Here is a 25,864-nt window from a genome sequence, read left to right on the forward strand (position 1 = left end):
GGCCTGGGGTGCAGCAGTACCTAAATCACACCGGCACGGAGGCGGTAACTGCCATCCGCACGTTTCTCCAAGGGGCTGGCCGCTGCGAGCAGCCGGCGGGTATAGGGATGTTGTGGGGTGTCGAAAATGGCGTCACGCGGCCCCATTTCAACCACCTCGCCCTGGTTCATCACCGCCACGCGATGAGCGATGCGCTCCACTGCCGACAAGTCGTGGGAGATGAACAGGCAGGCGAACCCGTATTGGCGTTGCAAGCGCTCGAACAATTCAAGAATCTGCTTTTGAATGGTCATGTCCAACGCCGAAATCGGCTCATCGGCAATCACCAGCTTGGGCCGCCTGACCAGCGCCCGGCCAATTGCCACGCGCTGGCGCTGGCCACCGGAGAGTTGATGGGCAAAGCGCTCACGGAACTGCTCGGGCAAGCCAACGTCAACCAGGGTCTCGGTGACCCGCTGACGTTTTTGCGCGGCCGTCAGCCCCGGCTCATGGCGCAGCGGCTCGGCAATGATCTGGCCGACGGTCATGCGTGGATCAAGGGAAGAATACGGGTCCTGGAAAATCATCTGGCATTGCAGGCGGTGTGCACGGTTGGCGGCCTTGAGGATATCCACGCCCTGGAACAGGATGGCCCCGGCACATGGCGTGACCAACCCGACCACTGCACGCCCAAGGGTGGTTTTGCCCGAACCGCTGCCACCGACCAAGGCCAAGGTCTCGCCCGGTGCAATGCTCAGGTTCACCGAATGCACCACACGCTTGGGTACGCTGCGCCCCCAGAAACTGCGCGGCCCCGGGTGTTCGATGCACACATCCCGGACCTGCAACAACGCGTTGTCGGCAGCCGGCAATGGCACCAGCTCGCCGCGCCGTGGCAACGCTTCAAGCAACTGCCGGGTGTAGTCGGCCTTCGGTGCGAACAGGATGTCTTCGATACGCCCCTGCTCCACCGCCTTGCCCGCACGCATCACCACTACCTTGTGGGCATAACGCGCCACCAGGGACAGGTCGTGGCTAATGAACAGAATCGCGGTGCCCTGCTCGCGCGTCAGCTCCAGCATCAACTCGATCACGTCCAGTTGTGCCAGGCAATCGAGCGCCGTGGTTGGCTCGTCAGCGATCAGCAGCGCCGGACGCAGCAACATCACCGAGGCCAGCATGATGCGTTGGCGCATGCCGCCGGAGAACTGGTGCGGGTAAGACCCCAGGCATTTCTCGGCATCCTTGATACCGATGCGTTGCAGCATGGCACTGCAGCGCTCGTGGATCGTCGCCGCATCCAGCGCGGTATGCAGTTTGAGCGCCTCGCTCATCTGCCGGCCAATCGTCAGCGCGGGGTTGAGCGAGACCATGGGTTCCTGGAACACCATGCCGATCCGCGCACCGCGCACTGCACGCATCGCCTTGGCATTGCCGCTGTCCAGCGGTTCGCCCTGGAAGGTGATGCGTCCACCACACACCCGCATCGGTGCCGGCAACAAGCCAATGGCAGCGCGTGCGGCCATGGTCTTGCCGCTGCCCGATTCGCCGACCAGCGCGACGATCTCGCCGGGGGCCATGGTGAAGCTGAAATCATCGACGGCCAGCGGGCCGTCTGCACCGACGCGAATCTGTAGATTTTCAACGGCCAGTAATGGGACTGGAACGCTCATGCTCATTTCCTCATGCGCGGGTCGAGACGATCACGCAAGGCATCGCCGAACAGATTGATAGCCAGCAGCGTCAGGCTGATAAAAATGCCCGGGAAGATCCCCAGCCACGGCGCCGTCGAGATGTAGGTGCGGCTCGCCGAGAGCATGCTGCCCCAGGACGCGGCCGGCGGCGGAACGCCCAGACCCAGGAAGCTCAGCGCACTCTCCGAGAGCAACGCCCAGCCGAACATGCTCGTGCCCAACACACACAGCGGCGCCAGGCAGTTGGGGGTGATATGGCGGAACATGGTGTACAGCTCGGAGTTGCCGATCACCCGAGAGGCCTCGATAAACTCCAGCTCACGCAACGACAACACGCTGCCCCGCACTACTCGCACCACTGACGGGGTATAGGCAATGCCCAAGGCGAGCACGATGCCGTATTGGCTTGCGCCAATGATTGCCATGATGCCCAAGGCCATGAGAATGCCCGGAAACGCCAGCAGAGCATCGTTGAACATCATCAGCACGCGGTCGGTCCAGCCGCGCAGGTAACCGGCAAGCATACCGATTACCGTGCCGCAGATGACCGCCACGCTCACCGAAAGCAGGCTGATCCACAGGCTGGTGCGTGCACCGATGATCAATCGACTGAACACGTCACGACCGAATTCGTCGGTGCCCAGCCAGTGCACAGCATTTGGCGCGTGCAGGCGCGACAACAGGTCCAGCTTGAGCGGGTCATAAGGTGTCCACACCACGCCGAGCAACGCCAGCAATACCAGTGCCGCGAGTAAGCCGCCGCCGATCAACGCATTCAACGGCGGGTAACGCCAGGCATGTCGAGGCTGGGTATCCAGCCCTGTCGGCAAGGCAGGAGTCTTGAGGTTCATAGCTTCACCCTTGGATCGAACAGCGGATACAACAGATCCACCAACAGGTTGACCAACACGTAGATGCAGGTGACCAGCAGCAGGCAACCCTGCAGCACCGGGTAGTCACGGGAGAAGATCGCATCGACCATCAAGCGGCCAATACCGGGCAAGGTGAATACGGTTTCCAGTACCGCAATGCCGCCGAGCAAATTGCCGAGAATCAGGCCAATCAAGGTCCAGGTGGGCGCAAACGCATTGCGCAGAGCGTGTTTCCACAGCACCGCCCCCTCCGACAACCCCTTGGCCCGGGCATGGGCGATGTACTCCAGGCGCAGCACTTCGATGGCGCTGGCCCGCGCCATTCGCGCAATGGCGCCGAACTCCACCAGGGTCAGGGTGATGATCGGCAGCACCACATAGGTCAACGCTTTCATCGGGTCGCTGGCAAAGCCGACGTAACCGATCACCGGCAACCAGCCGAGCTGAATGCCAAACACGTAGAGCAACAATAAGCCCAACCAGAAACTCGGCACCGACAGCAGCAACGTCGCCATAGCCACCAGGCCCAAGTCCAGCGCACTGTTTTGCTTCCAGGCCGCGAGCAAACCCACCGGTACCGCGAGCAGGGTCGCCAGTAACACTGCGACGAGCACCACTGTGGCGCTGACACTGAATCGTTCGATCAGCAACTCCAATACCGGCTGGCGGCTGCTGATGGACATCCCGAGATCGCCACTGAGCACCGACTTGATCCAGATCAGGTACTGGGTCACCACCGAGTGGTCCAACCCAAGACTGCTGCGCATGTCGGCAAGGCTTTTCGGGTCGGCCATGTCGCCCAGCATCAACAACGCCGGGTCGCCGGGGATCAGGCGAATCAAGGCAAATACAATCACCGAGATCAACAGAAGGGTCGGCACCGCCATGCCGAGCCTGTGCAATATGAATCGAAACATAGCGGTACGCCTTACTTGGAAGTGTCGGCCAGCTTCACGCCCCACAGGCGCGGCTTGGCAACGGGCCAGGAGCGATAACCTTCAACGCGCTTGCCCATGGCGCCGATGGCGGTACCGTTGTAGATGACGACCATCGGTACATCCTTGAGCATCAAGGTGTGTAGCTTGTCGAACAGCGGCTGGCGCTTGGCAGGGTCAACCTCACGCTGGGCCTCGCGCAATATTGTCAAGGCTTCGGGGTTGTCCCAGACCTTGCGCGGCTCCTTCTGTTTGTCGCCGATCACTGATTCGTAGCTCTGCGCCGCATCGAAACGCCCCGAATAGGAGAAGGACATCATCTGGTAGCTGCCGGTCTGGTAGCGTTCCAGCTGCGTGCCCCACTCCAGGGTTTCCATCTCGATATTCAGCCCCGCCGCCTGAGTCATGGCCTGGCTGAGCAAACCCATGTCGAACATCTGCGGATAGCGCTTGTTGACCAGCATGCGGATTTTTTCTCCGCCGTAACCGGCCTCTTTCAACAGGCGCCGGGCCTCATCGAGGTTGTAGGTGTAGCCCTGGCGCGCGGTGTCGTCGTAGTACGGGCTGGCGGTGGGGATCACCGAGTTGTTGACTACCGACAAGCCATCGGACAAGGCCGCCACCATCTGTGCGTAATCCAGGGACAACGCCACCGCGCGACGAATGCGCACGTCCTTGAGCAACGGGTCACGGGTCTGGAACAGCAGGCCGCTGATGGTCATGATCGGGCTGACCTGGATCTGCAGATTCTTGACCTGCTTGAGCTGTGCGGCGTCCATCGCCGTCACGTCCGGCAGCAGGTCGACGCCACCCGAGAGCAGCGCGGCCTTGGCCGAGGCCGAATCGGGGATCACCTCGAAACGCACCTTGTCGACAAACGCCTGCTTGTTGCCGGTGTACCCGTCCGCCTCGGCCTCGGCACGCGGTGTGTATCCCTTGAAACGATCCAGTTCGACGTACTGGCCCTTCTGCCATTTGCCCAGGGTGAACGGCCCGGTGCCAATCGGTGCACGCCAACTGCCATCGGCGGCCAGGGAGTCCGGGTGCAGGATGCCGCTGCCGGCACAGTCCGGGCGAGCCATCGCGGCGAGAAACAAGCCGTTGGCCTGGTCCAGCGTGAACACCACGGTTTTCGGGTCAGGGGTGGCGACGTCGACAATCTTGGCTGCGCCACGCCCGTCGAACTCCGCCAGGCAACGCCACTGGGTCTTGGGGTCCAGGTAGCGCTGCCAGGTCCATTGCACATCCTTGGCCGTCAACAATTGGCCATTCTGGAAGTGCACGCCGTCTCGCAGGCTGAAGGTGTAGCGCAAGCCGTCCGGCGAGACAGCGACTGCACTGGCCAGCATCGGCGCGATGCTGGTGTCTTCGCGATACGCCACCAGCCCTTCGACGATATGCATCATCACCGCATCGGTATTGTCGTCACGGTTGACGCCCGGGTCGGTGCTGCGGATATCACCATTGAGACCAACGCTGATGACCTTGTCTTGCGCGACGGCCATGGAAAAGGTGCACGCCGACATCGCGACGGCCAGTGCCGTCTTTACGTAACTATTCACGGGAGAAAGACTCCTTGAAGAAATTTTCCGGTCAGTGGCGGGGGCCAAGGCAGGACCGGCATCAGAATGAGTGAATCCTTGGTTATTGTTGTACGGCCTGTTCTGAGTGCATCTACCAGCGGTGTATCAGCCGAGGCTGCGCTTGCGGCGCAATACCCTGGCGAAGAAATCCTGGGCAGCCGGCATGGCCTTGATGCCCTGGTGCGCAACGTTGGGCAACAGGTCGAAGTGCACTTGCACGCCGGCGGCTTCGAAACTCGCTTTCAAGCTGGCCAGGCGCTCCGGACGCGTGCGTCCGGCAGCGTTGGCACCGGCCATGTAGTGTTTGCCCCCTTCGCGGTGGGTGATTTCCCAGGTTTCGAGGTCTGAATCGCCGACCACCATGTGCACCGGCAGTTGCTGCAAGGCCTGCAGGTTCAACGGTTTGCCAAAGCGCGTCGCGAAGTCCCGCACGCCGACCCACCAGTCCTGCTCGAAATCCAGCAAGGTTACCGAACCCGGCGCACCGATGGACGCCGCCCAGAGTTTCTCGGGGTGCAGGTAGCAGAACCGGTGGGTGAATTGTCCGCCGCCGGAATAGCCGAACAGCGCAAAGGTATCGAAGCGACGATCGTAGCGCTTGCCGACGCTGGCGATCATGTCGAGCAATACTTGGTCGTAACGGATATCGCCCTCGACCAGTTGCTTGTAGCCATCGCCGTTGCTGTCACCCAGCACGCCGACCGGGAACAGTGGCGAGAGGATCACACAATCATTCCAGCGGCCAAACTCCGCGAAGCCATTGCGATAAATCTCCATCGCACGGGTCGAGCCGTGCAGCGACACCACCAGATCCACTGGCCGGGAGCTGTCCTCGATGGTTTCGGGCACATAGAGGGTGTAGGCAAAACGGCTGTCCTCGTGATGCGAGTACACCGTGGTAGCGCCGAGGTGATACACGTTTTTGGCCGCGCGCAAGGCCGCGTCGATGGGGTTGGTATCTGAATTGCTCATGTGGAAAGTTCGCCGAATCAGTTCGGACTTGAGTATTGGCCGGGCGCTATAAAAAGAAAAACTAATTAAACTTTATCCAGAGCAAACAAAACCTTTACGATCAAGTTCTACCCATGGCTGCGAGTTGACCCATGAGCAACATTCGTTTTTTCAAGACGTTTATCGCCGTCGCCGAGTACGGCAGCTTTGCCGCCGCTGCCGACCGCGTGGCACTGACCAACGCCGCCGTCGGCCAACAAATGCGTGCGCTCGAAGAGGAAATGCGCCGGCCGCTGTTCGACCGCAGCCAGCGGCAAATCAAGCTGAGCCGCGATGGTGTGTTATTGCTGCCCAAGGCCAAGCGTCTGCTGGCGGACTACGAGCAAATGATCGCCGAAGCCCCCGACGGCGAGGCCATGGAGGGCGAAGTGTCGATCGGCGGCATTACCTCTGGCATGGGCCTGCTCGCCAATTGCCTGGTGCAGCTGAAAAAACTACACCCCAAGATATCGGTCAACCTGATGACCGCCCGTTCCGATGAAGTGGTCAACCTGGTGCAGGCCGCCAAACTCGACGCCGCGCTGCTGATCGAGACTGCGCGGCAAAACTTCGATGGCATGAGTTGGACCCTGCTCTACAACGAACCGATCGTCATGCTCGCCAATGCCACCCAGACCGCCGGCATCGACGACGCAGTGGAGTTGCTGAGAACCCAGCCGTTTATTCGCTACGACAGGTCCACGGCAGTGGGTCGCAAGGTGCAGTCGATCATCAAGAGTGAGTCGGTCGAACCGCTGGAGATCCTGGAACTGAACTCGATCATCGGAATCGCCGACCTGGTGCGCCAGCAAGTCGGGGTGGCGATTGTGCCGCTGCTGAAAAATTTCGACTGGCACAAAGACCCAAGCCTGCGGGTGCTGCCATTGCCGGGCGACCTGGCAGTACGCCGGGTGGGGATATTGGAACAAGGCACCAAAAGTGCGATCACAGGGGAAATTCGCAAGTTGCTGATGTCGGCGGTGGCAACGTAATCCTTCCCTTAGCGCGGTTCATGGGTGTCCGTCATCGGGAAAGGCCGTGATTGGATGGCGGCCAGATGACAACTGCAAACCTTCCGGGTTTGTCTCTGGTCGTTTTCGATTTTGTAGTGTCGGGGTGGTCCAACTTTGCTTTGAATACTAGCCTTGCAAGCGTCCGCACAAGGAAGTCGAAAAAACCATGACCGACCGCGAGCAACTCCATCGAGACGGCTACGCCCTGCTCCATCGAGCGATCCCGGCCGAGTGGCTGGAAGACCTGCGTGCCGTGTTCGATGCTGGTGTGAGGCCATCGGACCAGTGGCCAGCGCCGCGTGGCGTGGACTGGCGTTATTCGATGCTGGACGATGATGCGAAGGTTCAGGCTGTGTGTCGCCTGCCCCAGGTACTGGCGGTGGCGGGTGAGTTGATCGGGGAGCGGTTCTTTCTCTCGCAGGTGGAGGGGCGCGAGCCTCTTGCCGGTGGTGGCCACCAACAGCTGCACCGCGATTTGTCGGCCCAACGACCAGGCGACATCGCCATGGCCCTGGCTTTTTTTGACGACTATGGCCCCGAGAACGGCGCGACTCGTATCGTCCCCGGGAGCCATCGCCCCGCGCTGGGAGAGCCGTCGTTCGACTTCAACGACGAATCACACTCCGTACAGCTTTCAGGCTGCGCCGGTGACATCCTGGTGTTCGATGTCGACTTGGTGCATGCGGGCAGTGTGAACTCGATTGGCGCACGCCGTCGCTCGATTCTGATCGGCTATTTTTCGGAGTCGCTGTACGCCTCACACTTGGAAACCGTGGGGCTGCGTAATGTTCGTATGGATACGCGTGAGCGGTTCGAGCCTTTGGGTTTTGCCGTCCAGAGATAGCTCTTTTCAATTTCTGCCAGTCTGAAGGGGCAGCAGTCAGTCGATAGGGCGTTCGACCGGGACTGCTTCCGGCCAGAAATGGCCATTGATTAACCTTCCTCCCCCTCAAGGCCACCTTTAGATGCCAGAATCTCCCCACTGGATGTCTTGGAGATCACCATGCTTCGCACGTTTGAAAAATGGCTCGACCCCTTCCCGCCCGACGAGGTACCGCCGCCGCCTGAAGGCTTGGCGCGATTTCTCTGGGCCTGCACCCGCGGCGCCCGCGGCTATATTCTCGCGCTGGCGCTGCTCAGCGCCGGTGTGTCGATTTACGAAGCCTGGCTGTTTTCTTTCCTCGGACAGGTCGTCGACCTGCTGTCGACCTGGCAGGCCGGCGGCGATGCGGCGGTGCAGGAAAGCCGCGTGCTGTGGGGCATCGCCATCGTATTGCTGACCAGTATCGGGCTTGTCGCATTGCGCACGATGGTGCAGCACCAGATATTGGCAATCAACCTACCGTTGCGGCTGCGCTGGGATTTTCACCGGCTGATGCTGCGGCAAAGCCTTTCGTTCTTCTCCGATGAGTTCTCCGGCCGCGTCACCACCAAGGTGATGCAGACGGCGCTGTCGGTGCGCGAGGTGCTGTTCACCCTCATCGAGATCGCACCGGGAATCGGCGTTTACTTCATCGCGATCATCGCACTGGCCGGTGGCTTCGACCTGAAGCTGATGCTGCCTTTCATTGCCTGGGTCGCGTTGTTCGGCCTGGCCATGCGCTACTTCGTGCCCCGGCTGGGAAAAGTCGGGCAGGAACAGGCCAATGCGCGGTCATCGATGACCGGCCGTATCTCTGATGCCTATACCAACATCACCACGGTGAAGCTGTTCTCGCACTCCAAACGCGAAGCTCACTTCGCCCGCGCTGCGATGGAGGATTTCAAGCTCACTGGCTTGCGCCAGATGCGCCTGGTCAGCCAATTCGAAATCGTCAACCAGGCACTGGTGGTCGCGTTGATCATGGGTGCAGGCGGTTATGCCCTGTGGCTGTGGCATCAAGGCGAAGTCGGCGCGGGTGCCGTGGCGGCGATTACCGCCATGGCGTTGCGCATCAATGGCATGTCGCACTGGATCATGTGGCAAATGACCTCGCTGTTCGAGAACATCGGCACCGTGCAGGATGGCATGGCCACCTTGACCCGCGGCCCCAAGGTGCAGGACGCGCCGGACGCGAAGGTGCTGGTGACCACTGGCGGTGCGGTGACCTTCGACAATGTGAGCTTCAACTACAACGGCGAACGCCAAGTGCTCGACGGGCTGAGCCTGAGCATCCGCGCGGGGGAAAAAATTGGCTTGGTGGGTCGCTCCGGCGCCGGCAAATCCACGCTCATCAACCTGCTGTTACGCTTCTACGATGTGGACAAGGGTGAGATTCGCATTGATGGGCAAAACATCGCGCACGTCACGCAGGACAGTCTGCGCAGCGCCATCGGCATGGTCACTCAGGATACTTCCCTGCTGCACCGGTCCATTCGCGACAACATCGCCTACGGTCGCCCCGACGCAACCGACGAGCAAATCCGCAGCGCCGCCATCAATGCCCAGGCCGATGGCTTCATCAGCCAACTGAGCGACAAGCATGGCCATAGCGGCTACGACACCCTGGTCGGTGAGCGTGGTATCAAGCTGTCGGGCGGCCAGCGTCAACGCGTGGCGATTGCCCGCGTGATGCTCAAGAATGCCCCGATCCTGCTACTGGACGAGGCCACTAGCGCGCTGGATTCCGAAGTCGAAGTGGCCATCCAGGAAAGCCTCGATGAAATGATGCAGGGCAAGACCGTGATTGCCATCGCCCATCGTCTATCCACGATTGCCGCCATGGACAGGCTCATCGTGATGGATGACGGGCGCATCATAGAACAAGGCACCCACACGGAATTGCTGGGGAAGAACGGTACCTATGCGCGGTTGTGGCATCACCAGAGCGGCGGATTTCTGGGCGAGGATCAGGGCGTGGTTGAGGCGGTGGAATAGGCGTGAGCGTGGGTCCCGGAGTGATCGTTTCGGCGAGGTCATTGAAACGATGATTTGCTCTGAGGCGTGCGGCATTGCGAAACCGGCGTCTGAGATGTTCCATCTCGGAGCGCAGGCGCTGGGAGTTCGTCCTGAGCATTGCGCACACCGTAGAAAAGAATTAGGGGCAAACCTGGTCCGTCATGCTGAGGGCGCGTTGACTGCCCGAGGGTGCATGAAGATCAACCTGCAAATTGTCAGCGCAAATGAGAACGTCAAAACGTTCTATGAGTCGCTGGGCTACTCGGTCGAACCACGCATCAGCACCACCAACTATTGCGCAACCGCAAAACCGAACACATGCTCTTGCAGGCTCGTTTTGATCAACACGGCCAGTTGTTTGATGGCGGGTGTCGGTTCTTCACCACTGCTGTGAAGCACATAGCCAAGGCTTGGTACGGCCGGCAAGCCGGAAATGACGGCGAGATGGCTCGGCAGCCCAATGCGAGTTCGCAGCGTCAGGCCCAAGCCTGCGGCGACGGCCGCCCAGATACCCGCGACGCTGGGGCTGGTCAGGGCGATTCGCCAGGGCATTTGCGCGGCATCCAGTGCCTGTGTGGCGGCGCTGCGCAACACGCAAGGCGCGTCGAACATGATCAATGGCAGCGGTGAGTCCGCAAGGTAGGTAAGTGGCGGCGTGTCACGAAGCCCGATCCAGTGCATCTGTGTTTCGCCCAGTCGCGTGGCATAGGGCGAGGTATGCCCTGTGTCCCACGTCAGGGCCAAGTCCAGGCCGGCACTTTCGACCAGCGCAAGCAGTTCGGCGTTACGTGCGATCCTGACCTCGAGAGTTACCATTGGATAAGTCTGGACGAAGCGTCGAAGGATCTCGCTCAGCAAATGTTCCCCAAAGTCTTCTTGAAGCCCGAGGCGAATGGTCCCGGCGGTTTGGTTTTCATGCAGGGTCTGGAAAATGCCGTCGTTCAGTTCCAGCAACCGACGGGCATGACTGAGCAGTGATTCACCTACAGGCGTCAAGACTAACCCTCGACCGGATTTGGCCAGTACCGGAGTGCCGATCTGCGCCTCAAGTTTCTTCAATTGAGCGCTCACGGCGGAAGTCGATCGACCGAGACGATCCGCCGCTTTGGCAAAGCTGTTGAATTCCACGCCGGTGACGAAAGTACGCAATACATCAAGATCGAAAGTCGGACGGCGCATTGGATAGTCCACTAATTTGGGATGATCCTCTTTATTAAATCTGATATTCGGAACTAACGCGACTTGATAGTTTTCCCCTGTCGATTTAGCCATAGGAGTAACTGTTATGCCGTTCTCACGTATTTCACTGCACCGGGGGAAGTCAGCCGAGTATTTACAGGCATTGTCCCAGGGGTTGCACGACGCCTTGGTTGATAGCTTCGAAGTGCCGAGGGCCGATCGCTTCCAGGTCATTCACCAACATGAAGAGGGCGAGCTGATATTTGACCCCGATTACCTGGGTGGACCCCGTAGCCATGACTTTGTGCTGATCGCGATTACCGCTGGCCGTCCTCGAAGCGTCGAGACGAAACAACGGTTCTACCGCGATCTGGTCGAAAAACTGAGGCGAGCGCCAGGTCTCAACGCGGAGGACGTAATGGTGGTGATCACCACCACGGCCAGTGATGAATGGTCGTTTGGTGGTGGCCGGGGCAATTAGCCTTCAGGTTTGTGCAGAGCGTGAAGTGAAGAATCGCGCTTCAATCAAGAATGGGGCGAAGGAAACTGCGTTCGTAGCTCAGGATGAATTTCTGCTCGGTAGCCTGCGTTACCAATTGAACGCACTCAGGATCTACTTCAGCCTCCCTACGGTACTGCTCATAATCTGCCAGGCTGGAAAAGCTGAATAGGCAATAAGCAATGTTATTGGCGCCTTCGGCTGGTAGAAAGTAGCCGTGGTGCTTTCCTCCCATGCGGGTCACCACACGAATCCAATGTCTAGAATAGCTTTCGAAAGCCGGGATCTGGTAGGGATCGATTACATACCTGACGTGGCAAGTGATCACCGGTTCACTCCTTTGAAAAATGGGGAGGTGGTTATTCTACACATGAGTCGTCGATGGCAGCTTCGGGTCCCTTAGCTGCCATTACATCTGCCCAGCTAATTTAGGACCGTACATGCACCTCTGATCCGATTGCTGCCTGTCATGGACTCAAGCATCAGTGAGTGAAGTCACATTCCCGCCATCATCAAATCCAGATTCTGCACTGCCGCCCCAGCGGCTCCCTTCCCAAGATTGTCAAATACCGCAGCCAACAGAACCTGTCCTGTCTCGTCATTTTCAAACACCACCAACTGCAAGCTATCAGTCCCGTTAAGCGCCTGAGGATCGAGGTGCGTCAACGCTTTAGCCTCCTCCATCGACATGACCTGTACATGGCGCGCGTCGGCGTAGTGCTGCATAAGGCATGCGTGCAGCCGCGTCGCATCCACGCCCGGTGCCAACAACCGAAGTTGCAATGGGATGGTCAGCACGATCCCCTGCCGAAAAGCCCCATAGGCCGGCACGAACATCGGCCGCTCCGTCAAACCGCTGTGCTGCTGGATCTCGGGGATATGTTTGTGTGCCAATCCCAGGCCGTAAACCTGGAACGCAGGTGCTTGCGAAGCGCCCTCGCCCTCATGCTCTTGCACGCCGGCGCGTCCTTTTCCGGAATAGCCCGACACAGCATGAATGTTCGTCGGGTAGTCCGTCGGCAGTAGACCGGCCTCCAGCAGTGGGCGCAGCAGCCCTATCGCCCCGGTAGGATAGCAACCGGGGTTGCTGACACGCCGCGCCGTGGCGATTTGTCTGGCCTGCTGCGCGTTCATCTGCGCGAAACCATAGACCCAGTCTGGGTGGGTACGGTGTGCGGAACTTGCGTCAATCACGCGAACAGTGGAGTTTTTGATGCTCGCTACGGCGTCGCGCGCAGCCTGGTCGGGCAAGCAGAGAATCGCGATGTCGCAGTCGTTGATGATTTCAGCGCGGCGCTGCGGATCCTTGCGATGTTCGGGGCTGAGGGTGACGAGCCGCAGATCGGTCCGGTGACATAGACGTTGATGAATTTGCAACCCGGTGGTGCCTTGGTCGCCATCGATGAATACATGAGGAATGGCCATGGAATGCTCTCGGACACAGGAAATCAGGAGATTTCATCTTCAATGAAGAGCCAAGATTGGAAAAGTTGAATTTATAAACGATAAGATTCAGTTTTTCTGAACACGGAATGACGCATGCGTGAAATCAGCCTGGACCGTCTGCGAACGTTGGTGGCCATTGTCGACTTGGGCTCGTTTGCCGAGGCCGCTCGCGCATTGCACCTCGCTCCCCCCACGGTCAGTTTGCATATCGCCGACCTGGAGTCGCGGGTTGGCGGCAAGCTGTTGTCGCGCACGCGTGGGCGCATTCAGCCTTCGGCGATTGGCGAAACGCTGGTGGAACGCGCGCGGCGCCTGTTGGCCGATGCCGAGCAGGCGCTCGAGGACGTGGAGCGTCAGGTACAGGGCTTGGCCGGGCGTGTACGGCTGGGAGCCTCCACAGGGGCCATTGCCCAGTTGCTGCCGCAAGCGTTGGAGACGTTAGGCCAACGCCATCCCGCTATCGATGTGCAGGTCGCGGTGCTTACCTCACAGGAGACTTTGAAGAAGCTCGCCGAGGGCTCGTTGGAGATCGGTCTGGTCGCGCTGCCGCAGCCTCCGGTGAAGGGATTGCGGATCGAGCCATGGCGGCGGGACCCGGTCATGGCCTTCTTGCCGACTCGCTGGGAATGCCCGGATGTCGTAACGCCCGGTTGGCTGGCCGCTCAGCCATTGATTCTGAATGACAACACCACTCGGCTTTCGCGCCTGACGTCGGAGTGGTTCGCCAGTGTTGAACGCCAGCCTACGCCGCGTATTCAACTGAACTACAACGATGCGATCAAAAGCCTGGTGGCTGCCGGTTATGGCGCGACGTTGTTGCCCCATGAAGCCTCCACGCCCTTGCCCGATACCCGGATCGTCATGAGGCCATTGCAGCCCTTATTGTGGCGTGAACTGGGGATTGCCCATCGGGGTGGCGATGTCGAGCGGTCTACGCAACATGTGTTGGATGTGTTGTGGGGGTTGAGTGCGGGGTAGGATGTCGGGGCGCTCCACCAGCGCCCTGACCCAGGGTTACCAAGCCCTTCTGCTTCCTTAAGCAAGCGAATATTCCGCACCCAGAACGGCTGGATCAAATGGCTTGCGAGCGAATATCCGCCTTACCATTGGTGTGAAGTGCACTAAATCAGGGGTCGGATAGTTGGGGTCGAAAGAAGCTTGGTCCCATCGCTCGCAAAAATCGACACACAGTTGAAAGCAAGGATGATCCTTGTAGCGGTCTCTCTCGTTCCGATCGTCACCGAAATGATGGGCGTAGTAGAAACTCTGAAATAGACCATGATGATGAAGAACCCAGGCCACCTCGCCGCGAACATAGGGCCGGATGATGGAAGCCGCGTATTGGGAGTGGTTGTAAGGGGCTAGGTCATCACCTAAGTCATGGATCAGTGCTCCTACAATCATGTCCTCATCGGCACCGTCGGCCTCGGCACGCGCGGCGGTTTGAAGCGAGTGTTCGAGGCGGTTGACCTTGTAACCGCTCAACGTCGTGGCCAACCCTTGCAGGGCATTCAGAATCCGGTCAGCCAAGCCCTTGTTGAACTCACTCTCCAAATGCTCAAGGAAATGATATTCCTCGCGAGTACCATCCTTCATTCGGGTGAAATTGACCTGATCCATCTCATGCAGCCTCTTCAGTTGATTTTTTCCGTTTACGAATTTCGCTCAAGCGCTCAAGCGGACCATCCAGGTCGATATAGCAGCCTTGTAGATGCCGATGCCCTTGCGTTGGATCGTAGCTGGTGCGGCCATGGAGAACTCGACTGTTGTCGAAAAGCATCAGCTCCCCGGCTTGCAGTCGAAACTGGATTTCATAATCCGGATGGTTGAACAGTTCAGCGAGGCGTTTGCGGGCCTTGTGGAATGCTTTTACATCGTCAGAGCTCAACAGCGGCAAACTGTCCAACCGAGGGCTGTAGTGAACACCCAGGGTTTGGCCTGTCTCATCGGTGTTGATCATAGGACGTCGAGTAGTCAATTCGACCCCTTTATCTACAAATCGAAACCGAACGGGTGTGTTCTTGAGCAGCATATAACCCGTAGGATCCTCCCGTCTTAGTGCATCAACGACCTTGACGCTGTCGACCAGCGTGGAAAGCCCACCTGTGGTTTCATTGATCAGACAGTGAAGTAGCTGGATGCCTGGAACTGGGTCGCGGTAGGGGTTATCGGTGTGCGGCCCCAGACGCACACTGCGATAAGCCAGGTCGTTCGCTTGAGGCTTTGAGTAGACTTCGAAATATTTGCCGAAATTGGTTTCTTTCACATACCCAAATTTACTGCCGACGTCTAATACCTGCTCCTGTGTGTTAGGAACATGTGTCAGCACGATATAGCCATATTTCAGATACGCCGTCAGTGCAGCTTCAAATGCCTGGTCATCGCTCAGCGCACGCCAGTCATGCCGCACGAGGCGTTGATCCAGATCGCTGTCCCAGGTGACAACTGAGGGAGTACGATCCGCATCGAGTATCTCGGCCAAAAGCAAGTCCGTTGAATAGATGGCGCTGTGTCCATCACTGAAGGATATCTTTACTCGACCCTGTGTCAGCACCTCTACTGCAGTCACTTGGATGTCTGGATCAATGAGGTGGGAATCGAACAGACGTTGCTGAGTGATCGTGTCCGTAGAGTCAGGGTCTTGGGTTTTTTCCCGGAGCCATAAGGCAGGAACATCGTACTCGTTCTGCCCTGTCGAGAATTTCACCGCCGGTGGGGTCTTTTGAATTTTCAATTCAGTGGCTTGCATTTCACAGATCCTGAGGGTGGAGGTGAAGCCATTCTTGGAAAAAACATGGCCAATGGAAACGCCGGAAAGCCGAATCCATGCCATGCATTTTTCTAATACAAAGCGTCAGATGCCAAAGTAGGTGCGGGACGCAGTCATGGCATCTTTGCCGTCAAAGGTGGTAATACCGTCCAGCCATTTTTCCAGCCAGGCCGGGTTCTTCTTGATCCACACTTTGGCGAGCAACACAGGATCCTGTTTGTTCAAAATACCCACCATGATTTCGCTTTCCATGTCGGTGTCGAAACGCATGTTGCTGATGAGCTTCGCTGCGTTCGGACAACGTGTTGCGTAATCAGGCGCGGTGACGGTGTAGACCGAGGCTGCACCATAGTCGGGACCAAACACCTCATCCCCGCCGGACAGATAGGTCATCTTGAATTCGAGGTTCATGGGGTGCGGAGCCCAGCCCAGGAACACAATCGGCTTATTACGAGCGATGGCACGCGAGACCTCCATCCGCATGGCAGTCTCACTGGACTCAACCAGCGTGAAGCCGCCTAGGCCATAGAGGTTCTTCTCGATCATTTTCTTCAATGAAGAATTGCCTCCGCTTCCGGGCTCGATACCGTAGATCTTGCCGCCCAACTGATCTTTGAATTTCGCGAGATCCTGAAAGGAATGCAGGCCCTGTTCCGCCAAGTAGGTAGGAACCGCCAAGGTGTACTTGGCCCCTGTCATGTTTGGCGGCTGTTGCTTAAGAAGCTTGCCTTCATTGACCAACGGCATGACTGTGGGGTCGAGCGATGGGGACCAGTAATCAAGAAACGCATCCAACTTTCCTCCCTGGATCGAGGCGAGAGCGATGGGCACTGCGACCATGGTCTTGCTGGGGGAATACCCTATGGACTCTGCAACCGCCATGGTCACGCCATTATTAGCGGCGTTATCAGCCCAACCTAAATCGGCTAGTCGAATGGATTTGCACTGCTCGGTATCAGTCGCCGCAAAGGCGCCCAGTGATGAAACGGTCAGCCCATAAAAAGTTAGATACAACAGTGATTTACGCATGGCGATTCTCCGCATACCAGATTGATCGACGGTGTTTTTGTGGGGCTTGGCAGCGAATGAATTTGTATGTGAGGATGACCGAGTTATTGTTGTTTTGGATGTCGGCGCCAGTCCAAGACTAAGTAGTTGATGACAGTTGAGATACCCACTCAAACCTTATACGTGGCATGCAAAAATCTTATGGCTGACGAGAAGAGAGCTGTTCCTGCGATGAAGGCGCTTCTGGCCTTCGAGGCCGCAGTGAGATTGGGGTCCATGACCGCAGCGGCCAAAGAAATCGGGACGACTCAACCTGCCATTTCTCAGCAGATCAGAAGCCTTGAGGAATCTATCGGGGGGGCGTTGCTTGATCGGTCCGGCAATCAGCTTCGACCGACCTTGGGTGGCAAACGCTTCTATGAAGACCTATCACCGCTGTTGTCAAATTTGCATTCGGCGCTGGAGCGCGTTCAGGCAGGTTTCTCCAACCATGTCCCTTTAATCACAATTTCTGCCAATTTCGGCTTCTCTCATCTCTGGCTATTGCCTCGTCTGCATATCTTGCAGCGTGAATTCCCTGATCTGCGGTTCCAAATTCTTCCGGTAGATACACACGACATCTCCAATCTCCATGACGTCGACCTTGCCATCAGTTTCGATCAACGAAACCCAAGGCAAGATACGGAGATCATGCTCGCACCTGAAAGAGTCTTCCCTGTGTGTAGCCCAGGTTTTGCCCTGGCACATGGCTTGGGCGCTGATGTGACAGCGCGGGATCTGCGATCTGTTGCACTGCTGCATATGGATGAGCGCAACCCTCGATGGCTAGACTGGGCAAGGTGGTCATCCTTGGCCGGGTTCGGTCCAATTGACGAGAAGACGAGCTTCACCTTCAACAATTATCCGCTGCTGTTGAACGCCGCTATTCAAGGGCATGGCCTCACGCTCGCGTGGGGGGCGCTGGTGGAGAAGGCCGTGCAGGACGGGTTATTGGTGCGGCTGGGGCCAACAGTGTTACGTGAGGATCACGGTTATCTGCTGCGTACCAGGCATCGCAACAACGCACTGATCACTCCTGTGATCGACTGGTTCAAGTCGTCCATTGTTCAGGCGAGTACGTGACGCCCTGAGGCTGGGGCTGCCGTTTTCATGTATTTCACTGCATCGGGGAAGTCGGACTACCTGGGTGAACCGCGTAGCCATGACTTTGTGCTGATAACAATTACCGCTGCCGCCCTCGAAGCGTCGAGACGAAACAGCGTTTCTACCGCGATCTGCTCGAGAAACTTAGGCGAGCGCCAGGTCTCAACGCGGAGGATGTCATGGTGGTGATCACCACCATGACTAGCGATGAATGGTCGTTTGGTGGTGGCCGGGGCAACTAGCCTTCAGGTTTGTGCAGAGCTTGAAGGCTTGCGCAGCCGGTTTTCGCCAGTTCCGCGACTTCACTGTCCAGTGATCTGCGCATACCGCTGCGGAATCTGCCTCAACTCGCATGAACCAAGCAACTGCTCCAAAGCCCTGGCTCACGTAGCCAGTACTTCGTGTTCAGAGTCAGGGCTCAAGGTGATATACAGCGATGACCAATAGAACTCGATTTAGCTAAAGGCTCATTAACTCAAGTTTGGCATCGTTTACACTTTGAGGGGTAAGACTCGATGCGGGATGAAAAAACGGTCTGCGTGCAACGCCGTGCAACAAAGTAATGAACGCGCCCCACTCCTCTTCATATTCGTTCAGCTTTATGAAATCGGCAACTTTGGCCGCTTCTGTAGTATTCGCTTCAGAATAGTAGGTATCCAGCCATACCCTTAGCAGGCCTCTTACAGCGTCACTGCTCCGATCACCGGTTCGACTTGCTATGTAATTTCTAACCTCTCGATATGAAAGATTTTCTACCTCTACCCCCTTCCCTTTTGCGCACTCATATAGTGAAAACACCTGCTCCCTCAATTCGCCCTCATGATCTGCTTGATCTATCCACCCCTGATCAAAGTCGGAAAGTTTATTTTGCGCGCAGTACATCGTCAGCAATGTCATGAGGTGTAATTTTTCAGAAAATACGTATCTGTAATTATCTTTAATTTTAATTCTCTCAAGTTCAGCAAGAACTTTACGCGCTTGGGGATATGCCCCCTCGAACGCCGCTGGATCTCGCCTCCAACAGGCTTCGATAGCCGAGTGACTCTTGCCATGCGTTAAGCAAGGGTACTGAGCGGCGAGACTATTCAGTTTCACATTGGCTATTGAATATTGATCCGATGCTAATCTATTAGTTTCCACGAGGGCAATCTCGTTGAGGCTTATGCCTGTATCGACTAATTCAAACTTATATGAGGACCTCATTTCAAAACCATTTGGTTTTTCCCGATGCCTTGCTACAAGAGAGAGTTCGGTTGATAAATTATTCTGTACCTCCCAGGAAAATTCGCCATTTTTCGCGGTAACAACTTCAAATGGCCCTAAACCACCGGATGGAGTGTCCCCAGTTAAAATGATTACAGCACTATTTTCGGAAGCTCTCTCCGGCAACTTGAGGGACTTATAAGAGGGATAAATAGTAACCCACCCCGCAACCTCCGCCGCCAACGCAGCGGGACCAACACCTGAAATAAAAACGAGTGCGACGACCGATAACTTATTCACAGACATCCCCTTTCAACCTAAACTTTTTTTCCTCGAACTCGGGATATGCGTTGGCATTCACCCATAGTGCAACCTTGTCGGCTGAATCAAGATGACAACCGGTCAACTCGCTTAATGTCGCCCTAATCATGGCTTTATCATCATCGCTAACTTTTGTAGCGGAAGCTTGATCTTTTTCCAACGCGATAACTTGGGCCAAACTCCTTTTATCACGTAGCCGCCTAAGATTATCAATACTTGAATATGTTTTTGCGGCCCCAAGAACTGATGCAGCGGCGACTTCAATGCTTGCTGCATTTTTTTGCTGGGAATTACTCAGCAACGACTGTAGATATAACGATCGGGACGACACCAATACTGGAACAATTGTTTGCGCGGTTGAAACCGTCACAGTGACGGTTGGAGACATTACAACCTCACCTTGGGAAATTACATTTTTTGAAGCTGGATCAAAAGCTCCTCTGAACGTATTCCAATACGAACTCGTGTTAGCTTTGTCTATTGGCCTACTTAGAAGAATAAAACGCCCCCTCCTTAATGGCGTAAGGTCTGAGCCGTATGAGTTACTGATAGCCTCAGAGGAGTAAAACTGCACGGTATAGTCAAGAAGTTGTCTATTGTCTCGATTCGAAAGAATAAGCCCAGCGGCTTTTACCCCCAAGCTAAAGGCAGCTTGATTCACTCCTGATGCTATTGGACTTAACGATTGAGAGAGTTGACTGACTTGAGCCAATGCATCTCGAGCCTCCTGATTTTTTTCAGCGTATACATCTATAACCCTAATGTGAAATAGAGGTGCTACTCGAGCATCCCAGCGAGGTTCGAAATACAGCAATAAATTTGAAAAATTTAGCGCTTGATCCGGATTAACACCTCGTTGATACCAAGCGACTATCGGGGTACTAGATCCATTGTCTGACGCCCCAACTTCTATCACGATAGCAATGTCCATCGTCCGGGAGCTGTCAGTACGCGGCAGTGTGACGCTATCCAGAATTACGGATATTGGGCTGCCATGACCTATATCGGAGGATTCATCTGGGATTAATGTATCCGAACGCGATAGCTCATAAACGTCATTCTTTTTATTTGGGGATACATAAAACACTCTGTTATCAAAATAATCAGGAGTATTTATTACATTTCTGTCTCGCTCAGAGAATCCAGAGCCCGTGGTGCAACCTTCGACAAACAATACAAGTACGATGAGCACTATATAGTTCATATCATTTCTCCCTGAAGAGTCTAGCCCATAATTTTTATTCGTTATTCCGATCTGTCCACCATATGCCGAAGGGGGGAGGATGAGCTAGAACCTCGATTCAGCGCTAGCCAAGTAGGACATCATCATGTCGTCACGCGGCACAGCTACATTAATGGTAGGCTCTGAGCTAAATACGATCATCCACTATAAAACGACCCCGGGAAAATTTAGCTGATATCTTACCCAACTGGATTCCAGATTTTTAATATAATACCCTTCTGAAAAACTGACCACCCAGACTATTCTAGAGCATCTTAAGATTCTCACAATCTTTTCCAACCCTTGAAAAATTCTTTTACTTTATTCAAGCTCCAATTCAGCCAAAGTCAATAGCGCTTCGCCATCATTTGTTATGAGATTTTATGCGAGACCAATAAACACTTACTTCGATTTTGTATATTCACAACTTGATCAGGATCTGCTTTTTTGGAAAGCAGCCAATCAAATAAAACCGTTTTCGTTCCTCAAATCCCGCTTAGCGCAGCTTCTGGCAGCCCCAATGCGCGATAACTGCAACCTGCTAGAGGTCATTGGTCGACGATACATGGCGTAGATCGAAATTGATAAAACTGCGTGTTCCTAAAGCGCCCGTTTTTTTGAACAGATGGGTACTTTCACCAATCCAAACAAACACCCCCCGCATCCGCGACAAACCTCATCACTCACTCTATTCTCCCCCAGCCCCAAACATCCCCCAAAAAACGCCTCCCTCAATGGACTTACCGGAGACACCTGTGCAACGCCCTACCCTCCTCATCGCCGCCCTGCTGCTAAACGCCTGCGTCAGCCAACAGCCTCCAGCCGATAAACAAGCCACCCTCCTCGCTCAGCCGTTGACGCCCAACAGCCTGATGCGCGAAGGCGATGTCATCAACTTCCAGGTGTTCGCCCCACGCGAACCGAACATACCCTTCTGGCAAACGGTTCAGTTTTCGGCGGCCTGCACCAAGCCGCAGATCAACCTGGTTTACTCATTCATGCTCCGCCGCTCCTATGCCAACAATTCCGGCCACTATGCCCCGGCGACTGCGTTGCCCGAGCGGTATCACGCGGCGCTGATGAACAACCGGGATTTCACCCAAGCGTGTAAAAGGCTCCCCCTACCGGATTGGCGCCAGGTGACGACGGGCGACGCTGAACGATGGTTGTTGCTCGATAACAGCAGCCTGCAAAAGAACGGCAAACTGGTGCAGTTCTGGATGGCGTACGACGAGCCGAAGGCCCGTCTCAACCCGCTGAGTAGCGCGCCTTTCACGCAGACCCGCGAGCAGTACACGATGGACTGCGCTGCGCGAAACGCCACGTTGTTGGCCCGTTATTACCTCAATGCCAATAACGAGGTCACTGATGGGAAAGTCGAGATGTTTCCCGAGGCCAAGGCCATTACAGCGGCCGCCCCGGATCAGTTGAAGGTGTTTGAGCTCGTGTGCAACACGCCGACGAGCATTGCCAGTCTGCCAACGTTCAAGTCACGTGCCAAAGCGCCGGTAGCGGCTGACGCTCTGCCGGACATCAACCCAGGTGTGTTGCAGAGCATCGAGCAACTGCACATGCCGGCCCCGGTCAAGACGCTGACTTATATTGAGTTGGCAGGCACCGTCAGTAACGCCCAAAACAGTTGGCCGCAGCGTACTGAGTACTTCCTGTCTACTGACCCTGCAACCCGACAGCTGAGCATTGTTCACAAAAGCGAAAACCTCAATGGCCGCCAGATCAACTGGCGCGGCCTGGTCAGGCTCTCCGGCACAGAGCGGGCCACGCGTTCCGAAAACACCGAGGTGGTCAACAGCCTGAGCTTCCATGGCGATTGGCAGCACATGCCGGTGGGCAGTCAATTGGGCTTCACCCGAGAGGGCAGCCTTACCAGCAACCTGATTGGGACCTTGGGCACGGAACCGAAAACCTTCGACTGCACCGTCGACAGTGAAGGGCCAGCCAAACGATTGAACCCAGGCTTGAGCGGTAACGCCAAGGCGTTGAGCTGCCGTGAACAGCGCCCAAGCTCAACACCTGTGCCGCTGAAGCACTATTACTACTTGGTTGACTATGGTTTCTTCTATCACGCCAGTACTGACAAAAATGACTCGATATCCATCGACATGCATGTGCAGAGTGTGAAGTAAGTGACGGTCTGCGGGGCCGGTTTTCGCCGGTTCCGCGCGTTCATTTCCCAACCGCCGCCTCATACCGCCGCTGAATCCGCTCCAACTCCCCAGAACGCCGCAACTGCTCCAAAGCCCTGGCCCACGCGCTCACCACCTCGTCGTCACAGTCAGGACTGAAAGCGATATACAGCGACGAACGATAGAGCTCGATGGGAATCCTTCGCAGCGTGCCGGGCGCGATGTTCAATTGGCGGCTGTAGTAAGCCACTCCCGCATCGGTGTCGCCGACAATGATGCCGGTGCGCCCGGCGAGCAGCATGCGGTAGAGCAGCTTGCTCTCGGTTGCACTTTTGTCCAGGTTGTTGAAGCCCAGCGACTGCAGCATCGTGGGCACCAGGCCGGCATGTCGCGTGGTGACCTGCGGGGCGTGCAACAGTTGCTCCAGGGAGTTCACCGGCGGCGCACTGGCCAGTTGATAGGGGTGAATGGACTCTTCCACGATCGGGCCGACCCATTTGTAAAGTGGCTCGCGCTCCGCCGTGCGAAACAGGGAGTACATGATGGTCTTGTGCCGGGTCTTCAGTATCTGGGTGGCGCGCATACTGGGTTGCAGCAGCACCTCGAACTTATCCCCGGTCAGCGCCATGATGGCCCGGACAATTTCCGTGGTCATGCCGGTGAGCTGATTGTTTTCCTGGTAGTTGTACGGTGCCCACTCTTCAGTGACAACCTGATACTCCTCGGCGCCGACCCCAGTGCCAAGCAATAGACAGAGCAGCGCTGCAGCCGGTGTCGAATGTCTCACGTATTCTCCTGATGCTATTGAGCGCTCATGGTTGGACCTGGTTGAAAGGGTAATACAAGCATAGACCCAGACGCGTCTAACGGTTGAGTCCACGGCCAAAAGCAGCCCTCCCTCCCCTTAGCAACCCCTGCACCTTGGTGTAGGATCAGCGCAGATCGAATAGGGGCATGCCTGCCCGAGCACGTCCATTTCCGCCTTCCTCCATATGATCCCATCCCTATGAATCCAATCGATCCACTGGCATTTCAACGTATCATCACCACCCATGGAAAACTTGAGGGCGCGACGTATTTCGATGCTGAAGAAAGTCTCGTCCATGACGTCTTCGCTGACCGTATCGTCTTCCAGACCAACTATCTGGATCACAGCAGCTATGAAGTCGATCTTGTCGGGGGTGGGATACGGGTGCGCAAGACGTGCCTGGATAACTACCAGCGCGGCCATAAGGCCCAGGTGATCGATGATGATATGGCCGAAGACGATTGGAGCGAGCTGGGCAGCCTCTGGCAGCGCTTGAGCCAAGACCTGGACACCCAGGAACAAGGACCACAACTCGATGTGGCCGACACCCTGGCCGACCTGTTTTATTACCTGTTCGATGAGGCCCACGCGCAAGTACTCACTGAGAAAATCCCGGCCCCTACCGCACAGTGGGATTGGGCGTGGACCCAAGTTGCGTCAGCGCTCACCGAGGCCAATCAGTTGGCCGAGTTCGAATGGAAGGAGTGGTCGTCCCTAGGGGTTGATGCGGTCAATGCCCTGGCACCGCTACGGCAGTTGGACATTGAGATCCCTGCGCCTGACCGCAAAGCCATCGAAGACATTAACGCTGCCAACGACTGGGAGCGGGCGCTGCTTCAGTATTTCAACGTACAGCTCGATGCCCATGATTTGAAGTTGCTGGCCATCGGCACTCATTTCGATGAATACCAGGCTTTTGCCTGCCTGCCCATGAACGGCTTGGGCCTGGCCAATGCGCTGGAGATCATGGGTAAGCTGGGCATTGTCTATAAATATTAGGTCTTAATGCCGCGATGTTTATGCGTGGCGCCCGGCTAACCCTCCTTTGAGTCTCGAAGCGACGACATGAAAATCTGTGATCAATGCACGTCCCTCATCCTTGACGACAACGCCGCTTGCCCGCGCTGCGCCGAGGAAATGAGGCATACGGTAGAGGCGCTCGCGCCAAGATCCCAGCCGTCGAAAGCGCCGAAAATCCTGAAATGGCTGCTGATCGGCTTTGTAGTCGCAGTGCTGGCAGCCGTAGCGGCGGTCATATGGATATTGCACTCGCTGGGGCCGATGCCTTCCTTTGGTTGATGGCTGCATGTACTTCCCAACTCACGGACGGATGAACACATGAAAACCACTATTGATCACCTCGTCGTCGTGGCGCCAGACCTCGATACCGGCTGTGCGTTCGTGACGGCTGCATTGGGCGTCGACCTTCAAGCGGGTGGCGCCCATTCCCGAATGGGCACCCATAACCGGCTGCTTCACCTGGGCCCAGGGCTGTACCTGGAAGTGATTACAGTAGACCCATCCGCCAAACGCCCGGATCGCCCGCGCTGGTTCGGCCTCGATCAATTGGGCCCTCAATCGCCGGCGCGCCTGGCGACCTGGGTAGCACGGACCGATGCTATCCATGCGGCTCGTGATGCGTGTCACGGCATTGTCGGGGATGTTGAACCCATGACGAGGGGAACATTGAGTTGGCAAATAACCCTACCAACGGATGGCAGCCTGCCTATGGCCGGATCGGCCCCCACCCTCATTCAATGGGCGCCTGGACCTCACCCTGCGGACATGCTCCAGGACAAAGGCTGTTCGCTATTGGCACTGGATGTCTTTCATACGGATCCGGAAAAAATCGAAGCGCTCCTGACGGCCATGAACTTTTCTGGCCCGGTTCATCTTCATGCACTGCAAGCGCCTTCGGCACCCTATCTGCTTGCGCATATTCAAACACCCTATGGCCTGAAGACATTGCCGCTTTCAACCATGTGACCGTTTGAGGCGGCTTCGCCACATAGCGGGAGCAAGCTCCCTCCCACGATTTGTTCGCCACGCCACCGAAGCGAAATGCAGGTATCTGTTATTCCCCATAGTTGCTATCGATACCATGCAGTTCTGCTCATCAGCCTCTCTCTCTAATCTGCCCACCAACGCGATCGACGACGATCGCAGCAGATCAAACC

The 25,864-nt window shown here is 56.6% G+C and carries 24 protein-coding genes and 2 pseudogenes; 12 read left to right on the forward strand and 14 right to left on the reverse strand.

What is annotated here, in order from left to right; genetic code table 11:
- Positions 1-20 precede the first annotated feature (20 nt).
- The 5 genes from SGN16_RS17930 to SGN16_RS17950 all read right to left on the reverse strand — a co-directional run bounded on the left by SGN16_RS17930 (position 21) and on the right by SGN16_RS17950 (position 6,035).
- Positions 21-1,652, reverse strand: a complete 1,632-nt coding sequence (locus SGN16_RS17930) for an ABC transporter ATP-binding protein (protein WP_210639335.1) — start codon at positions 1,650-1,652, stop codon at positions 21-23.
- Between the two features lie 2 nt (positions 1,653-1,654).
- Positions 1,655-2,524: an ABC transporter permease gene (locus SGN16_RS17935; protein ID WP_339101712.1), complete on the reverse strand. Its 870-nt coding sequence runs from the start codon at positions 2,522-2,524 to the stop codon at positions 1,655-1,657.
- On the reverse strand, positions 2,521-3,462 hold the full coding sequence (locus SGN16_RS17940) for an ABC transporter permease (protein WP_339101713.1): 942 nt from the start codon (positions 3,460-3,462) through the stop codon (positions 2,521-2,523). The genes SGN16_RS17935 and SGN16_RS17940 overlap by 4 nt, the downstream gene beginning before the upstream one ends.
- A gap of 11 nt (positions 3,463-3,473) precedes the next feature.
- The gene (locus SGN16_RS17945) at positions 3,474-5,042 is read right to left on the reverse strand and encodes an ABC transporter substrate-binding protein (protein WP_339101714.1); all 1,569 of its coding nucleotides are present in this window, start codon (positions 5,040-5,042) and stop codon (positions 3,474-3,476) included.
- A gap of 126 nt (positions 5,043-5,168) precedes the next feature.
- Positions 5,169-6,035, reverse strand: a complete 867-nt coding sequence (locus SGN16_RS17950; protein WP_339101715.1) for an alpha/beta hydrolase — start codon at positions 6,033-6,035, stop codon at positions 5,169-5,171.
- 131 nt (positions 6,036-6,166) lie between these two features.
- On the opposite strand from SGN16_RS17950, the gene SGN16_RS17955 reads away from it, so the two are divergent.
- From SGN16_RS17955 to SGN16_RS17970, 4 genes and pseudogenes are all read left to right on the forward strand, one after another.
- A complete protein-coding gene (locus tag SGN16_RS17955) occupies positions 6,167-7,045 on the forward strand; it encodes a LysR family transcriptional regulator (protein ID WP_135844864.1) in 879 nt (292 codons plus the stop codon).
- Between the two features lie 187 nt (positions 7,046-7,232).
- Positions 7,233-7,910 (forward strand): phytanoyl-CoA dioxygenase family protein, encoded by a 678-nt coding sequence (locus SGN16_RS17960; RefSeq protein ID WP_339101717.1) that lies wholly within the window; start codon positions 7,233-7,235, stop codon positions 7,908-7,910.
- A 159-nt stretch (positions 7,911-8,069) separates the two neighbouring features.
- Positions 8,070-9,923: an ABC transporter ATP-binding protein gene (locus SGN16_RS17965; protein ID WP_339101718.1), complete on the forward strand. Its 1,854-nt coding sequence runs from the start codon at positions 8,070-8,072 to the stop codon at positions 9,921-9,923.
- A 28-nt stretch (positions 9,924-9,951) separates the two neighbouring features.
- Positions 9,952-10,227 (forward strand): annotated as a pseudogene (locus SGN16_RS17970) (GNAT family N-acetyltransferase); the annotation flags it as partial.
- Positions 10,228-10,235: 8 nt separating this feature from the next.
- Here the strand turns inward: SGN16_RS17970 and SGN16_RS17975 are convergent.
- Positions 10,236-11,123, reverse strand: a complete 888-nt coding sequence (locus SGN16_RS17975) for a LysR substrate-binding domain-containing protein (RefSeq protein WP_339102109.1) — start codon at positions 11,121-11,123, stop codon at positions 10,236-10,238.
- A gap of 106 nt (positions 11,124-11,229) precedes the next feature.
- Here SGN16_RS17975 and SGN16_RS17980 point away from each other — a divergent pair, with 106 nt between their 5' ends.
- A complete protein-coding gene (locus SGN16_RS17980; RefSeq protein ID WP_339101720.1) occupies positions 11,230-11,604 on the forward strand; it encodes a tautomerase family protein in 375 nt (124 codons plus the stop codon).
- Positions 11,605-11,644: 40 nt separating this feature from the next.
- Here the strand turns inward: SGN16_RS17980 and SGN16_RS17985 are convergent, their stop codons facing one another.
- Both SGN16_RS17985 and argC read right to left on the reverse strand, forming a co-directional pair.
- Positions 11,645-11,950 (reverse strand): NIPSNAP family protein, encoded by a 306-nt coding sequence (locus SGN16_RS17985; protein ID WP_339101721.1) that lies wholly within the window; start codon positions 11,948-11,950, stop codon positions 11,645-11,647.
- A 167-nt stretch (positions 11,951-12,117) separates the two neighbouring features.
- Positions 12,118-13,047 carry an N-acetyl-gamma-glutamyl-phosphate reductase gene (gene argC, locus SGN16_RS17990; protein WP_339101722.1) on the reverse strand — a complete coding sequence of 310 codons (930 nt, stop codon included), beginning with the start codon at positions 13,045-13,047 and terminating at the stop codon, positions 12,118-12,120.
- 114 nt (positions 13,048-13,161) lie between these two features.
- On the opposite strand from argC, the gene SGN16_RS17995 reads away from it, so the two are divergent.
- A complete protein-coding gene (locus tag SGN16_RS17995) occupies positions 13,162-14,046 on the forward strand; it encodes a LysR family transcriptional regulator (protein ID WP_339101724.1) in 885 nt (294 codons plus the stop codon).
- 57 nt (positions 14,047-14,103) lie between these two features.
- On the opposite strand, the gene SGN16_RS18000 is transcribed toward SGN16_RS17995, so the two are convergent.
- From SGN16_RS18000 to choX, 3 genes are all read right to left on the reverse strand, one after another.
- The gene (locus SGN16_RS18000; RefSeq protein WP_210639346.1) at positions 14,104-14,688 is read right to left on the reverse strand and encodes an HD domain-containing protein; all 585 of its coding nucleotides are present in this window, start codon (positions 14,686-14,688) and stop codon (positions 14,104-14,106) included.
- Between the two features lies 1 nt (position 14,689).
- Positions 14,690-15,817 (reverse strand): TauD/TfdA family dioxygenase, encoded by a 1,128-nt coding sequence (locus tag SGN16_RS18005; protein ID WP_339101725.1) that lies wholly within the window; start codon positions 15,815-15,817, stop codon positions 14,690-14,692.
- Between the two features lie 105 nt (positions 15,818-15,922).
- Entirely contained in the window at positions 15,923-16,867 is a 945-nt protein-coding gene (gene choX / locus SGN16_RS18010) for a choline ABC transporter substrate-binding protein (RefSeq protein WP_210639348.1), read from the reverse strand.
- Positions 16,868-17,047: 180 nt separating this feature from the next.
- Between choX and SGN16_RS18015 the strand changes: the two genes are divergently transcribed.
- Complete coding sequence (locus tag SGN16_RS18015; RefSeq protein WP_339101727.1) at positions 17,048-17,968, forward strand: LysR substrate-binding domain-containing protein; 921 nt, start codon at positions 17,048-17,050, stop codon at positions 17,966-17,968.
- A 57-nt stretch (positions 17,969-18,025) separates the two neighbouring features.
- Positions 18,026-18,231: pseudogene (locus SGN16_RS18020) on the forward strand (tautomerase family protein); the annotation flags it as partial.
- Positions 18,232-18,448: 217 nt separating this feature from the next.
- Here SGN16_RS18020 and SGN16_RS18025 read toward each other — a convergent pair.
- Complete coding sequence (locus SGN16_RS18025; protein WP_339101728.1) at positions 18,449-19,492, reverse strand: hypothetical protein; 1,044 nt, start codon at positions 19,490-19,492, stop codon at positions 18,449-18,451.
- A complete protein-coding gene (locus SGN16_RS18030; RefSeq protein WP_339101729.1) occupies positions 19,485-20,717 on the reverse strand; it encodes a hypothetical protein in 1,233 nt (410 codons plus the stop codon). The genes SGN16_RS18025 and SGN16_RS18030 overlap by 8 nt, the downstream gene beginning before the upstream one ends.
- Before the next feature lie 773 nt (positions 20,718-21,490).
- Between SGN16_RS18030 and SGN16_RS18035 the strand changes: the two genes are divergently transcribed.
- On the forward strand, positions 21,491-22,879 hold the full coding sequence (locus SGN16_RS18035; protein WP_339101730.1) for a surface-adhesin E family protein: 1,389 nt from the start codon (positions 21,491-21,493) through the stop codon (positions 22,877-22,879).
- A 40-nt stretch (positions 22,880-22,919) separates the two neighbouring features.
- Here SGN16_RS18035 and SGN16_RS18040 read toward each other — a convergent pair whose 3' ends face one another.
- Positions 22,920-23,666 (reverse strand): transporter substrate-binding domain-containing protein, encoded by a 747-nt coding sequence (locus SGN16_RS18040; protein WP_339101731.1) that lies wholly within the window; start codon positions 23,664-23,666, stop codon positions 22,920-22,922.
- Positions 23,667-23,885: 219 nt separating this feature from the next.
- On the opposite strand from SGN16_RS18040, the gene SGN16_RS18045 reads away from it, so the two are divergent.
- The 3 genes from SGN16_RS18045 (at position 23,886) to SGN16_RS18055 (ending at position 25,673) form a co-directional block, all read left to right on the forward strand.
- The gene (locus SGN16_RS18045) at positions 23,886-24,686 is read left to right on the forward strand and encodes a hypothetical protein (RefSeq protein ID WP_210639355.1); all 801 of its coding nucleotides are present in this window, start codon (positions 23,886-23,888) and stop codon (positions 24,684-24,686) included.
- Between the two features lie 66 nt (positions 24,687-24,752).
- The gene (locus SGN16_RS18050) at positions 24,753-24,986 is read left to right on the forward strand and encodes a hypothetical protein (protein WP_339101732.1); all 234 of its coding nucleotides are present in this window, start codon (positions 24,753-24,755) and stop codon (positions 24,984-24,986) included.
- A gap of 39 nt (positions 24,987-25,025) precedes the next feature.
- Positions 25,026-25,673 carry a VOC family protein gene (locus tag SGN16_RS18055; RefSeq protein ID WP_339101733.1) on the forward strand — a complete coding sequence of 216 codons (648 nt, stop codon included), beginning with the start codon at positions 25,026-25,028 and terminating at the stop codon, positions 25,671-25,673.
- Positions 25,674-25,864: the final 191 nt, after the last annotated feature.

This window comes from Pseudomonas sp. G166 (assembly GCF_037027455.2).
Lineage (GTDB): Bacteria > Pseudomonadota > Gammaproteobacteria > Pseudomonadales > Pseudomonadaceae > Aquipseudomonas.